This window comes from Actinoplanes sp. TBRC 11911, from assembly GCF_012933445.1.
Taxonomy (GTDB): Bacteria; Actinomycetota; Actinomycetes; order Mycobacteriales; family Micromonosporaceae; genus Actinoplanes.
Map to the genome: position 1 here is coordinate 108,714 of NZ_JABBNC010000007.1, position 13,364 is coordinate 122,077.

Here is a 13,364-nt window from a genome sequence, read left to right on the forward strand (position 1 = left end):
TGGTCGGTGCGCATCACTTCCGCCCTTGTCGACCCGGCGCTGCTGGATCTGCCATGGGGCGTGCCGCTCGAGGAGTGGCCGGCCGACCATCTGGTCGCCCTGCCCCAGGGCATCTCGCGCCACATCGTTCGATTCGTGAAGCTCAACGACGTGGTCTACGCGTTGAAGGAGACCCGGGAGCGGATCGCCGAAAAGGAGTACGACCTGCTACGCGCTCTGGAGCGCATCGACTTCCCGGCCGTCGAGGCGGTCGCGATCGTCACCGACCGGGAGGGCACCGGCGGCGAGGCGCTGGAAAGCGTGCTGATCACCCGGCATCTGCAGTTCTCGCTGCCGTACCGCGCGCTGTTCTCGCACGTGCTGCGCCCGGACACGCTGAACCGCCTGCTCGACGCGCTCGCCGCCCTGGTCGTGCGGATGCACCTGACCGGCTTCTCGTGGGGCGACTGCTCGCTGTCCAACACACTTTTCCGGCGCGACGCGGGCGCCTTCGCGGCCTACCTGGTCGACGCCGAGACCGGCAATCTCTACCCGAAACTGTCCGAGGGCCAGCGCAGCGAGGACATCGAGATCCTGCGGCTGAACATCTTCGGCGAGTGCCTCGACCTGCAGGCCGCCGAGCTGCTGCACGAGTCGATCGACCCGGAGGCGGTGGTCGACGACATCGTGGCGCGCTACGAACGGCTGTGGCACGAGGTCACCTACGAGCAGGAGGTGCCGCGCGACGCCCGGCACGACATCGAGGGCCGGATCCGGCGGCTCAACGAGCTCGGGTTCGACGTGGCCGAGGTGGCGATGTCCACGGTGGACGGTGGCTACCGCATCCGCCCCAAGGTCGTCGACGCCGGGTATCACACGCGTCGGCTGCTGCGGCTGACCGGCTTGGACGCCGAGGAGAATCAGGCCCGGCAGCTGCTGAACGATCTGGACACGTACCGGGCGGAAAGCGATCTCACCGACGAGCAGCAGGCCGCCCACCGCTGGGTGACCGAGGTCTTCGAACCGGTGGTCCGCGCCGTGCCGGCGAACCTGCGCCGCAAACTCGAGCCGCAGGAGATCTTCACCCAGATCATCCAGCACAAGTGGCTGCTGTCCGAGCAGGCCGGACGCGACGTCGGCATGGCGCCGGCGGTGCACTCGTACCTCACCGACGTGCTCGTCAAGAAGCCGGACGAGCAGGCCGTTCTCGGCGTCGAGGTGGACTCACTTGCCGAGGGAGTCGAGGCCGGGCTGCGCTAACGGCGAGCACGCCTGCTCGACCAGCGCGCGCAGGCCGGCCCGCCGGGCCACCACGACGATCTCGTCGCCCGGGGCCAGCACCCGCCGATGATCCGGCGACCAGTCCACCCACGTCGACCCGGCCGCGGTCATGGCGATCACCCGGGCGCTCTCCGGCCGGTCCGCGTCGCGCAGCGGTGCGCCGTCGAGCGGTGCGCCGGAGACCACCTTCACCGTCGCGACCAGCAGCGCGTGCCGGTCGACCGGGATGGTGGCCAGCACGTCGCGTTCCAGCATGGCGGCGGCGAACGCGGGCGCGCACAGCCGGGAGACGCTGCGCGAGATGGTGATGTCGAAGGCGTCCTGCACCCGCCGCGCGAAGTCGTCGTCGAACAGCCGCAGCACCACCCGCAGGTCCGGGATGATCGCGCGGGCGTGCAGCGCGGCCTGCAGGTTTACCGCATCGTCGGTGGACAGCACGACCAACGCCCGGCACGTCTCGATCGAGGCGGCCCGCAGCGTCTCCTCCCGCGAGGCATCCCCGATGATCACCGGAACGCCGAGCTGCTCGGCGATCTGCATGCCCCGCGCGTCCGGGTTCCGGTCGATCGCCACCACGTCCACGCCGAGATCCTGCAGGCGGCGCATCACCCGGGTGCCCACGTTGCCGAGACCGACCAGCACGATGTGGTTGCTGTGCAGGCCGACGACCTCGCCGCGGTCGAGCGCCAGCCGGGTGCGGACCATGCCGTCGACCACCGCCGCCGTGATCAGCGGAAGCAGCGCGACACCCGCGATCGTCAGCACGACCTGCGCGACCTGCGCGATCGGTTGCCGATTGGGCTCCACATCGGATGATCCGACGACGGTGAGCAGCGTGATGTAGATCGAGCGCCAGAAGCCCTGCACGTCCATGAACCGGGTGAGCGACAGCCCGGACAGCACCGTCACAGCCACGGTGACCAGCACCGCGAAGCCAAGCTTGCTGGTCACGCCGCCGCGGAACGCCCGGACGAACGACAACCACTGGCGCCGGCGGCGTCCGGAGCGGGACAGGCGGCGGGCGGCGACGTCGTGGGCGTTACGCCGGACGGTCGCCTCGGCCAGCACAAGATCGGTGGGTTGCGGGCCGCCGGAAAGGGGTTCCGCCGGGAGGATCCGGACGTGGCCACCGCCGTTCGACGCGGCCAGGGGCAACACGATCGATTGCTCCGGTACGTCCTGCCGCCGCGCCAGAAGCAGCGTGCGACCGGCGTACCGGAAATGGGTGGGAGCGACCTCGCCGAGAGCGGACGCGACGAAGGCCGGCGCCGCCATGCCCGCGTCGGAGAGGACGGCGCTGTCGGCGAAGAGGCGGCGGATGGCGCCACCCAGTCCGGTGTTGAACATCCGCACCACGACCCGCAGCCGGTCCTCGACCGCGTGGGCGCACAACGCCGCATGCAGGTTGACCATGTCGTCCGGCATGATCAGCGCGAGCGCGTCGGCGCCGGGCAACCCGGCCTCCTGGAAGGTCCGCTCGTCCAGCCGCACCGCCCGGATGACCTTGACGTCGGGCAGTTCGTCGAGGTCAGGCACGTCGGGCCGCAGCTCCGGCGGGACGATCACGGTAAGCCTGACCGGATTGACCGAATTGGACAGTTCCTGCGCGAGCGTATAGACCAGCGCGTCCGCGCCACAGACCACGAAATGCGCGCGGGCGTCGCCGTTGCGCTCGCGTAACCGGGACACCAGTGACCTTCGTGGAACCTGGTTGATCCCTTCCGTAGCCACGTCGCGATCGTAGCGAGCCGCCACCCTACGGCGGGGCCACTCGTTGCCCCATCCGATGTCATTCGTCCGAAATGCAGACATATACCAGCGCGCCGAATTCGCCAGGAGGAGATCAATGCGCAAGTTGTGGTACGCCGGAGCGACCCTCACCGGCGGGATCTTCCTGTTCGGGGCCGCGTCCCCGGCGCAGGCCGATCTGCTGCCGGACACCGGGACGGCGGTGCAGCAGGCGGACCAGCGACTCGTGTTCGGCGACCCGGCCGGGCACCGCGCCCCGGATCTCGACCCGCTCGTCACCGACGCGACCGATTCGCCGAACCGGCTGCCCAAGGCCGATGTGGTCGGCGCGGACGGCCAGCCCGAAGTTCCGCTTCAGCGGCTGCCGTTCAGTGACCTGATCGGGAACGCGGGCCGCCTGGCCCCGGTCTACGGCATGATGCCGGCCGATGACAACGCGGACCGTGGCCTCGGCACCGACATCACCGACTTCGGCCTGCTGCCCCTCGGCTCACCGTCGGATCTGTCCGGCGACGACCGCCTGCTGCTCGGCGACGACGGTCTGCTCGGCGACGACCGGCCGCTCGGTGACGACCGTCTGCTCGGTGACGACGATCTTCTGCAGCGCGGCGACGACCGCTCCTGGCTGCGCCAGACCGAAGCCGGTGCGCCGCTGCTCGGCGGGCTGGGCGGGCTGCTCCCGGAGGACTCGTTGCCGCGGTCGTTGCGGGCCGGGACCGTGCCGGACACGTCCGGCCTGCCCGGCGGCGGCGTCGCGCTGCTCCGGCCGGACGCTCCGGACCCCGCCTTCGGGGTCACCGCGCCCCCGGCGTCCGTCGCGACCCACGCCAAACCCGCCGCCGACCAGCCGCAACCGGCCGGTGCCGCCGCCGCGCCGGACGACCCGCGCCTGCACGAGGAGCCGATCGACGGCGAGCGCCGGTCCTTCTCGTCGGACGCCCGCCCGGTAGCCGGGGTCGACCGCGAGTTCGACTAGACGAAAACCCCGCCCGGGTCGTCCCGGGCGGGGTTTCCTCCAGGTGCGGACGTCAGTCGGTGACCGACCCGATGACGACCGAGCCGCGGCCGACGACCGCGCCCTCGTCCGTCACCACGGCGACCTCACCGAACAGGTCGCGGCCGGCCGGAGCCGGTGCGGCCGCGGTGACCTCGCCGGTGACCGTCGTGCTCGCGCCGTTCGGGAGCGAGACCACGGTGGCCGGCGCGGTGATCGAGCCCAGCGCCGGGCTGAAGTACACGTCGAGGTAGTCGTAGGCTGTCGAGCCCGAGGGCACCGCGTAGCCGTCGACCACCACCGTGTACGTGCCGGCCGACGGGTTGGCGATCGAGACCGCTTCCTCCGCGTCGCCGTCGGCCTGCTGCGCCACCTGAACGTCGCCCTTGTAGACCGTCAGGTCCAGGTCGGACGCGACGTCGCTGGGGTTGCCGATGGACACGTCGAGCCGCTGCGCCCCGGTCGGCACCTCGACCGTGAACTCCTGGCTTTCCCCCTCGGCGATGGTCGGACGCTGCTTGGACGAGCTGCCGAGCGGACCGCCCTGCGCGCTGACCACCAGCGGGCCGAAGGTGTTCTTCGCGGTCCAGGTCACCTGAGCCGGCACGCCGACCTGGGCACTGGGCAGCGTGACCGACTCCGGGGAGAGCGCAACGCCCTGCACCTTGGCGGTGAGCTTGAACGGGTTGTTCAGCGACGGCGAGGTGCGCCGCGACTCCACCTCGAGCTCCCAGATGCCCGGGATCGGGTTCTCGTACGCCCGTTCCTGCGGCTTGCAGACGTTGGCGTCCGAGTAGTTCGTGTAGCAGTCGGCCGCGGCCGAGGAGTCGGCCAGCGCACCCCACGGGTTGATCGCGACCCACCGCGTCTGCGAACCGGTCGCGATCCCGGACAGGTCCACCTGCAGCGCGGTGGCACCCTCCGGCACGGTGACGAAGTACGAGGTGGTGGAGTTGCGGTCCACCGAACCCGAGACCGTCGTCGAGTAGGCCGGCTTCTTGGTGTCGACGCCGGTGACGACCGTGTTCAGCACCTCGAAGTCGACCACCGGGGTGGCCGGGTCGTCGACCTTCAACAGGCCGCTCGCCACGCCGTCCACCGCGTGCACGGTGACCGGCACGCTGACCGTCTTGTTCAGCGGCAGATCCACCGAACCGGGCGCGGAGAACGACTTCTTGTCGCCCAGCCAGCTCAGCTTGTGCTTGATCGTCTTGTTCGGACCACTGGTCCGGGTGATCTTCACGGTGTACGTCTTGGACTGGCCGGTCTTGAGGCCACCCTCGCCGGTCGCACACCGGTTGTAGATGCCGGTGCCCTGGTCCGGCGTGGCCAGGAAGTCGGACAGCGGCGAACAGACCGGCGCCGACGACGTGTAGTCACGCACCGGCGAGTTCTTCGCCAGCAGCTTCCACGCGCCGGGCACGTTCAGCTGGCCGTAACCCTGCTCGTACACGCCCTCGCCGTTGATCGGGTTGGCCGACGAGTACATCGCCCGGCGCAGCGACGCCGGCGTGACACCGAGGTCCTTCGCGCGGGCCGCGGACAGCAGCACGGCGGCGGCACCGGTGGTCTGCGGAGCCGCCATCGAGGTGCCGTTCTCCATGGCGTAGCCCGGCGGCAGCGTGTAGCCGACGGTCGCCAGGGTCGGCTCGTTCTCCCACAGCGGGGTGGACGAGATCGCCGAGCCCGGCGCGGCGATGTTCGGCTTGAAGCCACCGTCCTCCCGCGGGCCCCGCGAGGAGAACGGGAACAGCTGCAGCGGCTTACGCGTGACCGAACCGTAGTTCGCCAGCCAGGTGTCGTCGCTGATGCTCGCCGCGACGGTGACCGCGTCGGTGGCGACACCCGGGTCGCCGACCGTGTTCACACCCGAGCCGTCGTTGCCGGCCGAGATGAAGATCTGGACGCCGTAGTCGTTGATCAGCTTGTCGTAGAGCACGGCACGCGCGTTGTTCCCGTCGTTCAGCGCGGGCAGGCCGCCGATCGACAGGTTGACCACGTCGACGTGCCGGTTCACGACCAGGTCGACCATGCCGGTGGTCAGCGACGCCGCGGTGCAGCCGCCGCCCCACGAGCAGGACCGCGCGGAAACGATCTTCGCGCCCGGTGCCTGGCCGTCGAGGTTCTTGTTACCGAACAGGTCGTTGCCGGCCGCGATACCGGCCACGTGCGTGGCGTGCAGGCCCTCGGTGATGCCGATGTTCACGAAGTCGGACGTCTGACCCGGCAGGCCCGCCGGGGTGAGGTCGACGTCCTCGCGGTACTCGACCACGAACGGCATGCTTTCCTGTACGGCCGTCGCCGGGTTGTCCGTACCGAAGTGTCCAACCTGGAACTTCTGGTTGTACGGCCGCATCACGGCGTCGTCGGTGAAGTCGTGGTTCTGGTTCACGTCGACGCGGATGTCGTGGCTGTTCGGGTCGTAGAGGATGCCCCACGTGTCGGTGGTGTCGCCGTCCCGGTTGACGTCGCCGGCCGCCTCGTCGTTGATCGTGATGTTCTCGGCGAAACGGTTGATGCGCCAGGTGCCGGCCGGAGCCTTCCACTGCTCACCGGCGTACGTGAAGGTGGGCCCGGCGACCTGGGTGATCATCGCGCGCCAGGATCCGTCGCCCTCGAGCAGCGGGTCGGTCGCGGTGACCCAGTCGACGATCTTGCGCTCGCCGGTGGTCGTCTTCTGCAGCGCCGGGTGGTCCAGGTCCACACCGGAGTCCATGATGCCGATGGTCACGCCGCGGCCGTCGTACTTCGGGTTCTGCTTCTTGAACTCGACCGAGCCGGTCTCGTCCGTCGGCATGTACGGGTTGGCCGCCGGGGTCTTCGGGCCCGGGCCGGACGGCGCCGGCGCCTGCTTGGCCGCGCCACGGTCGAGTGAAGCCTTACCGACATCGGGCAGCTTGATCGTCTCGTCCAGGTCGACCGCCGAGATGCCGGGCAGCTTCGCCGCGTTCAACACCTTCCCGGTCGGCACCGAGGCGAGCACGTAGCCCACCTGGTCGACGCGCCGGGTCACGGTTCCGCCGAGGCTCTTCACCTTGGCGGCCACGTCCGCGGTCTTGCCCTTGTCGGTGGCGATGATGACCGTGACGTTCTTCTTGTGCGCGGCCTCCGCCTTGGCCAGCAGGTCGGCGTCGTGCGAGCCGAGCGTGCCGGCCGGCGACTCCTTGGGGGTGGCGGGGTCCTCGGGCGCTTTCTGCAAGGCGGCGGGAACGGCCCCCGCACTCGGCCCGGCGGCTGCGGGAATCGCGCCGCTGAGCGTGGCCACGCCGACGGCCACTACAGAAATAAACGTCCGCCGGCCCCATGTGGATGTGTGTCTCACGTACGGGTCCTCCGGTCCGAAGGCACCCGGCGGGGTTCACCGGGCGCATCTCCGGCGATCTTCCCGATCGAGACATGGAGAAGTCACTATGCAATATGATCTTGTAACAAGCCCGTGACATACCGTTTAACGCATGGGATTTCCGGCTATGAAAGGCGCGGCGTCCGGTTGAGCCAAATCGTCAGCGCGACCAGCACCACGAGCAGGGCCGCGAGCACTTCGGTCGATGCCGGGACGAGCGGGGTCAGCAGCACCAGCACGACCCCGACCGGCATCGTCACCAGCGTGAGGCCGGACTGGAACGGGCGGATGTGCAGCAACCAGACCGCGAAGAGATAGACCGCCACCGGTAACGCGATCGCATAGCCGGCAGCGGTCCGCGAGATCTCGGCGTGCTCGGTGACGAAATCGACGCCGACACCCAGGCCCGCGCCGATCGCCGCGGCCGCCGCGAAGATGAAGTAATGGCCGTAGCCCCAGAACAGCGACACGCGCAGCGAGGTGAGCAGGCCATGCCCCGAGCGGTCAAAATAGAGCCACCAGAGCGAGAAGACGATCACCACGCCGGAGACGGCCAGCCGTAACAGCGCGGCATTGTGGTCGCCGGTCTCGTCCAGAGCGCCCCGGAACGCGACCGTCGCCGACGCCACCGACTCACCCAGCACGATGATCGTGAACAGCCCGTAGCGTTCGGCGATGTGGTGCGGGTGGAACGTGGTCGGGCCGCCGGGCGCGTTCTCGGCCACCACCGGCACGGCCAGTTCGAGCAGCACCAGGAAGACGAACGCCGGGTAGATGAGCGCCGGTTCGTCCGGAAGCAGCAGACGCAGCAGCCACAGCAACTGGACGAAGGAGACACCGATCGCGTACCGCACGGCCGACGCCCGGTGCCGATGATCGCCGCGGGCGGCCCGCAGCCACTGGCCGACCAGCGCGAGCCGCATGATCACATAGCCGACCGTGACGACCAGCCAGTCACCCTCGAACGCCGGTCCCACGCCCGCCGCCAGCACCAGCGCGCCGGCGATCTGCACCAGCGTGGTAAGCCGGTAGACCACGTCGTCGGTGTCGAACGCGGAGGCGAACCAGGTGAAATTCATCCAGGCCCACCAGATGGCAAAGAAGACCATCAAATAATTGCGTACGCCTTCGGCAGCGTGACCGGAGGCGACCGCGTGATGCAGCGGGGCCGCCGCCTGCGCGACCGCGACCACGAAACACAGGTCGAAGAACAGCTCGAGCGGCGTGGACACGCGGTTGGGCTCGTCGGCCGCCCGGGCGCGCATCGGCGCCAGGAAGGCGCGGGTCGGTCCCGTCATTCGCTCGCCCCTTCGATCAGATCCCAGTTGAGCAGCGTAAACGAAGCCTCCTCGGAAGCGCCCGCCCGGCGGTAGGTGGCGAGCGCCGCGATGTTGTCCGGCTCGGTACCGACCCACATGCCGTAGCAGCCGTTGTCCTTGGCGACCTCGCCCAGCGCCGCCACCAGAGCCGATCCGACTCCCTGCAGGCGGGCGGCCGGCGCCACCGCCAACTCGTAGATGAACATTTCGGTGCCCTTGTCCGGGTGGGTCATCTCGATCCCGGAGATCATGCCGACCGCACGGCCGCCCTCGTCGTACGCGAGCAGCAGGTGGTGACCGGCCTGCGCAAGGAAATGCTCGGTGGCGACCGTCAGCGGCGGCGCGTCGAAAAGATCAGCCGCGGCGTGAACTTTTGACGCCTCCACGATCCGTTCGATCCGCATGGCGCCCACGATAAGGGCCGATTGTCACGATCTGGTCCCTCTTTGCCACCCCTTCCACCTGCGAAAAGCGTCGTACGCGGGCCGTAACATGACGGCCGACGACGGCTCGGGGGAAGGCGGGCGGTTGACATCCTCCCCGCCTTACGGGACGGGGATTCCCTTGGTCACCCTTGGGTTTTCCTGTTTCACCGACGACTGCCCCGTTCGAGAGGACTCTCGTTGAGGTCTTACACCGCCTCCACAGGCAATCAGGGAGAGCCCCTCCCCGAGAATATTGCGGGCCGCGTTGACGTCGCGGTCGTGGACGGCGCCGCACCGGCAACTCCACGACCGCACGCTCAGCGGCATCCGCTCGGCGAGCTCACCACACGCCGAGCACAGTTTCGAGCTGGGGAACCAGCGATCCACCACGATCAACTCACGGCCGTGCCAGTCGGCCTTGTATTCGAGCATGGTGCGGAACTGTCGCCAGGCCGCGTCGCTAATGGCGCGAGCCAGGCTGTGGGTCTTGACCATGTTGCGCACGGTCAGATCCTCGATCACGAGCGTTTGGTTCTCACGCACGAGCCGAGTGGTCAGTTTGTGGAGCAAATCGCGGCGCCGGTCGCTGATCCGGGCGTGCACGCGGGCGACCTTCACCCGAGCCTTGGTTCGGTTGTTCGAGCCCCTCGCCTTCTTCGCCATGGCCCTTTGCGCCTTGGCGAGAGCTTTGCGGTCGGTTCGCTCGTGCTTCGGGTTGGTGATCTTCTCTCCGGTGGACAAGATCAGCAGGGAGTCGAGCCCCACGTCGATACCGACCGCGGCGTTGACCACCGGGGCTTGCGCGATCGTGTTGTCGCAGAGCAGCGACACGAACCAGCGGCCGGCCGCGTCCCGCGACACCGTGACCGTGGTCGGGCCCGCCCCCTCGGGCAGCGGACGCGACCAGACGATGTTCAGCGGGCGGGCCATCTTCGCCAAGGTGAGCCGGCCCTCACGCCAGCGGAACCCGCTGGTCGTGTACTCCGCCGAGCGCCGCGACTTTTTCTTGGACTTGAACCTCGGGTACTTCGCCCGTTTCGCCCAGAAGTTGGTGAACGCCACCTGCAGATGCCGCAGGGCCTGCTGCAGTGGGACGGAGGACACCTCGTTGAGGAACGCCAGTTCCTCGGTCTTCTTCCACCCGGTGAGCAAGGCCGACGTGGCGTTGTAGTTGACCCGTTCCTGCCGCAGCGTCCACGCCTCGCTGCGGGCCTGCAACGCCATGTTGTAGACCAGCCGGACACACCCGAACGTGCGCGACAGCTCAGCGGCCTGCGCATCGTCCGGGTAGAAGCGGAACTTGAATGCGCGCTTCACCGCCTTCGTGGTCATGCCTCACAAACTAGCCAACTTTGTGAAGGCCACGCAGGCGCGCCACATGGCCGTAGCCTCCGTTTCTTTCCGACCATCGAGGACCGGGTGTCCACGGAGGGAATCCGATGACCGATCCGACCAACAGCTTCGTTGACGGGAACGACCACACGGATGAGCGGCTCCGGGCCACGCCTGTTGACCCGTGGGCTGCGGCGGAGGCAGCCGCCCTGCCCACGGCGGCTGATCTCACGCCCGAGCCGCCGAGCGGATGGCCGACGTCGCCAACGCTGGTCGACCCGCCGAGCGGGTGGGCGTCGCCGCCAGGTGCGGCGGGACCCACCACACCGGCCGGAAGCCCGGTGGCGGGGGTGACCACCCCGCCGGCGGCCGCTGCGCGCCGGGGACTTCTGCTACGCCCGTACATGATCGTTTTGGTGTTGATTCTTGTCGTGGGGGCTGGGGTCTGGGTTTTCTGGCCCGGGGGGAGCGCGCTGGACTATCAGCCGCTCAGTGAGCCGCGGCGGATCGCGCCGGTGGTGCCGGTCGGGTCGGACTGGTCGGATGCGGAGATCATCGGTAAACGGGTCTACTTCGCCAGCTCCGATGCGGAGACCGGCGCGGTGGGCGTGGTCGCGATGGACGTCGGCGCGGATAAGCCGGCCTGGACCAGCCTGAAGGCGGGGACCGCGGCGCGCTGGAAGTCGATGGTCGCGCTGCCGGACGGGGTCGCCCTGTTCACCGATCCGGATTCGGCGGCCGGGACGCGGCGGATCGCCGTGCTGGACGCGGACCGCGGGGATTTGCGGTGGCAGCGGACGATCGCGGACGACGACGAGGTGTTCTTCGCCGGGAAGAGCGCGGTCGTCACCGATCACGCGGGGAAGCGGCTGCTCGGACTGAACATCACCGACGGCGACGAGCGGTGGTCACGCAACGATCCGGCCGGCACGTCGAGTATCGCGCCGGCCGTGCTCACCGTGACGACGCCGAAGGATCTGGACGGACCGGCCACCGTGTCCGGACGGCCGTACCAGCCGAGCCTCACCGATGACCCGCGGATCGTCGAGGTCGGCGCGGACAAATCGGTGCAGGTGCTGAACGCCGACACCGGGAAAGTGGAGACGTCCCGGCAGAACGTGGCGGACCCGGACGACGAGATGGTCGCCCACAACGGACGGCTGATCGTGCTGCAGCCCCAGGACCAGAGGATCGTCTCGTACGACCTGACGAAGCTCGGCGAACCGCGGGTGCTCTACACCGCGCAGGAGCAGAACGCGCGGATGAAGGCCGTGACCCCGTGCGGCGACGATCGGGTGTGTTTCGGCGAGGAGACCGGGTACGACGGTAAGACCGACAAGGTCGTCGCGCTCGACGTGGCCGGCGGCAAACGGCTGTGGCAGTACCCGGTCGCGGACATCGACACGCTGGTGCCGGTCGGTCAGGCAGTCGTGGCGAGCAGCCTGGCCGGGCAGACGACCCTGATCGACGACGCCGGGCGGCAGATCTGGACCCGCACCGGCGAGGCGGCCCGGCTCGACGGCGGCAATCTGCTGGAATTCTCGAAGCCGCTGACCCGCTCGCCGGACAACCCGGCGGTGGCCGGGCGCCACCTGGGCGACGAGGCGGTGCCGCTGGGCTATCTCAGCGACATCCGGTCCGACACCTGCTCGTGGGACACGTCCATCATGGCCTGCGCCGCCGACAAAGACTTCGTGCTGCAGACGTTCGCCAAGTAAAAAGGCGGCCCCCGAAACGGGAGGCCGCCTTTTGCCGAACCGTCAGATGCGCTCGCCGCTGGTCGCGTTGAACACGTGGATCGAGCTCGTCTGCGGCTTCACGTAGACGGTCTCGCCCATCGACGGCATCATGCGCCGGTCGGTGCGGATGACGAACCGCTCCGAGCTGCCGTCGATGTCGGCGTGGCCGTAGACGTTCGCGTCCGAGCCGAGGTCCTCGACCAGGTCGACGACGATCGGGAGGGCGCCCTCGGCCTCGGTGACCAGGTCGGCGGCCTCCGGACGGAAGCCGATGGTGACCTTGCCGTTGCCGCTCTTCGCGGCCGCGACCTGCTCGCGGGTCAACGGCACGGTCATCGCGCCGAAGGTGCCGCCGGTCTCGGTCAGCGGAACGGTCTTGATGTTCATGGCCGGGGAACCCATGAAGCCGGCGACGAAAACGTTCCCGGGGGTGTCGTACAGCGCCCGCGGGGTGTCCACCTGCTGCAGAACGCCGTCCAGCAGCACCGCCACCCGGTGCCCCATCGTCATGGCCTCGACCTGGTCGTGGGTTACGTAGACGGTGGTGACGCCCAGCTTGGCCTGCAGCGTCGCGATCTGCGAACGGGTCTGGACGCGGAGCTTGGCGTCAAGGTTCGACAGCGGCTCGTCCATGAGGAACACCTGCGGCTCACGCACGATCGCGCGGCCCATCGCGACCCGCTGGCGCTGGCCACCGGAAAGCGCCTTCGGCTTGCGCGACAAGTACTCGTCGAGCTGCAGGAGCGCCGCGGCCTCCTTGACCCGCCGGTCGATCTCCGACTTCGCGGTCTTGCGGAGCTTCAGCGCGAACGCCATGTTCTCGTACACCGACATGTGCGGGTAGAGAGCGTAGTTCTGGAAGACCATCGCGATGTCACGCGACTTGGGCGGCAGGTTCGTGACGTCCTTGCCCTCGATGAGGATGCGGCCCTTGTCGACGTCCTCGAGGCCGGCGAGCATGCGCAGGCTGGTGGACTTGCCACAACCGGAGGGGCCGACCAGGACGAGAAACTCGCCGTCGCCGATCTCCAGGTTCAGCTCGTTGACGGCGGGGCGCTCGGACCCGGGGTAGATCCGAGAGGCGTGGTCATAAGTGACGGTAGCCATGGGGAAACAGACTTCCTTTCCACCGGCAGGAACGTGCCGGACGATCCGAGTGGAAAACAGTGCTGCAAACGTAAATCTTTTTACAGGACCTGCCAA

9 protein-coding genes are annotated in these 13,364 nt (G+C 68.8%); 3 read left to right on the plus strand and 6 right to left on the minus strand.

Annotation, left to right across the window (positions count from 1 at the left end):
• The first annotated feature begins 6 nt into the window (after positions 1-6).
• Positions 7-1,239, plus strand: coding sequence for a DUF4032 domain-containing protein (locus tag HH310_RS12850; protein ID WP_169175742.1), 1,233 nt, complete (start codon positions 7-9; stop codon positions 1,237-1,239).
• Here the strand turns inward: HH310_RS12850 and HH310_RS12855 are convergent.
• Complete coding sequence (locus tag HH310_RS12855; RefSeq protein ID WP_312034021.1) at positions 1,204-2,991, minus strand: NAD-binding protein; 1,788 nt, start codon at positions 2,989-2,991, stop codon at positions 1,204-1,206. The two genes, HH310_RS12850 and HH310_RS12855, sit on opposite strands and share 36 nt — an antisense overlap.
• A gap of 115 nt (positions 2,992-3,106) precedes the next feature.
• Here HH310_RS12855 and HH310_RS12860 point away from each other — a divergent pair, with 115 nt between their 5' ends.
• Positions 3,107-3,985: a hypothetical protein gene (locus HH310_RS12860; protein ID WP_169175744.1), complete on the plus strand. Its 879-nt coding sequence runs from the start codon at positions 3,107-3,109 to the stop codon at positions 3,983-3,985.
• A 52-nt stretch (positions 3,986-4,037) separates the two neighbouring features.
• Here the strand turns inward: HH310_RS12860 and HH310_RS12865 are convergent, their stop codons facing one another.
• The 4 genes from HH310_RS12865 to HH310_RS12880 all read right to left on the minus strand — a co-directional run bounded on the left by HH310_RS12865 (position 4,038) and on the right by HH310_RS12880 (position 10,422).
• A complete protein-coding gene (locus tag HH310_RS12865; RefSeq protein ID WP_396027510.1) occupies positions 4,038-7,280 on the minus strand; it encodes a S8 family serine peptidase in 3,243 nt (1,080 codons plus the stop codon).
• 191 nt (positions 7,281-7,471) lie between these two features.
• Complete coding sequence (locus tag HH310_RS12870; protein ID WP_169175746.1) at positions 7,472-8,644, minus strand: low temperature requirement protein A; 1,173 nt, start codon at positions 8,642-8,644, stop codon at positions 7,472-7,474.
• Positions 8,641-9,069, minus strand: coding sequence for a GNAT family N-acetyltransferase (locus tag HH310_RS12875; RefSeq protein ID WP_169175747.1), 429 nt, complete (start codon positions 9,067-9,069; stop codon positions 8,641-8,643). The genes HH310_RS12870 and HH310_RS12875 overlap by 4 nt, the downstream gene beginning before the upstream one ends.
• A 141-nt stretch (positions 9,070-9,210) precedes the next feature.
• A complete protein-coding gene (locus tag HH310_RS12880) occupies positions 9,211-10,422 on the minus strand; it encodes an RNA-guided endonuclease TnpB family protein (RefSeq protein WP_169175748.1) in 1,212 nt (403 codons plus the stop codon).
• Positions 10,423-10,529: 107 nt separating this feature from the next.
• Here HH310_RS12880 and HH310_RS12885 point away from each other — a divergent pair, with 107 nt between their 5' ends.
• Positions 10,530-12,140 carry a PQQ-binding-like beta-propeller repeat protein gene (locus tag HH310_RS12885; RefSeq protein WP_169175749.1) on the plus strand — a complete coding sequence of 537 codons (1,611 nt, stop codon included), beginning with the start codon at positions 10,530-10,532 and terminating at the stop codon, positions 12,138-12,140.
• Between the two features lie 42 nt (positions 12,141-12,182).
• Here HH310_RS12885 and HH310_RS12890 read toward each other — a convergent pair whose 3' ends face one another.
• Positions 12,183-13,268, minus strand: a complete 1,086-nt coding sequence (locus tag HH310_RS12890) for an ABC transporter ATP-binding protein (protein ID WP_169175750.1) — start codon at positions 13,266-13,268, stop codon at positions 12,183-12,185.
• Between the last annotated feature and the right edge of the window lie 96 nt (positions 13,269-13,364).

Bases quoted from the DNA above. Each gene is read 5' to 3' on its own strand.
- HH310_RS12860 (WP_169175744.1), top strand. From the start codon at position 3,107: ATGCGCAAGTTGTGGTACGCCGGAGCGACCCTCACCGGCGGGATCTTC.
- HH310_RS12870 (WP_169175746.1), bottom strand. From the start codon at position 8,644: ATGACGGGACCGACCCGCGCCTTCCTGGCGCCGATGCGCGCCCGGGCG.
- HH310_RS12875 (WP_169175747.1), bottom strand. From the start codon at position 9,069: ATGCGGATCGAACGGATCGTGGAGGCGTCAAAAGTTCACGCCGCGGCT.
- HH310_RS12880 (WP_169175748.1), bottom strand. From the start codon at position 10,422: ATGACCACGAAGGCGGTGAAGCGCGCATTCAAGTTCCGCTTCTACCCG.
- HH310_RS12885 (WP_169175749.1), top strand. From the start codon at position 10,530: ATGACCGATCCGACCAACAGCTTCGTTGACGGGAACGACCACACGGAT.
- HH310_RS12890 (WP_169175750.1), bottom strand. From the start codon at position 13,268: ATGGCTACCGTCACTTATGACCACGCCTCTCGGATCTACCCCGGGTCC.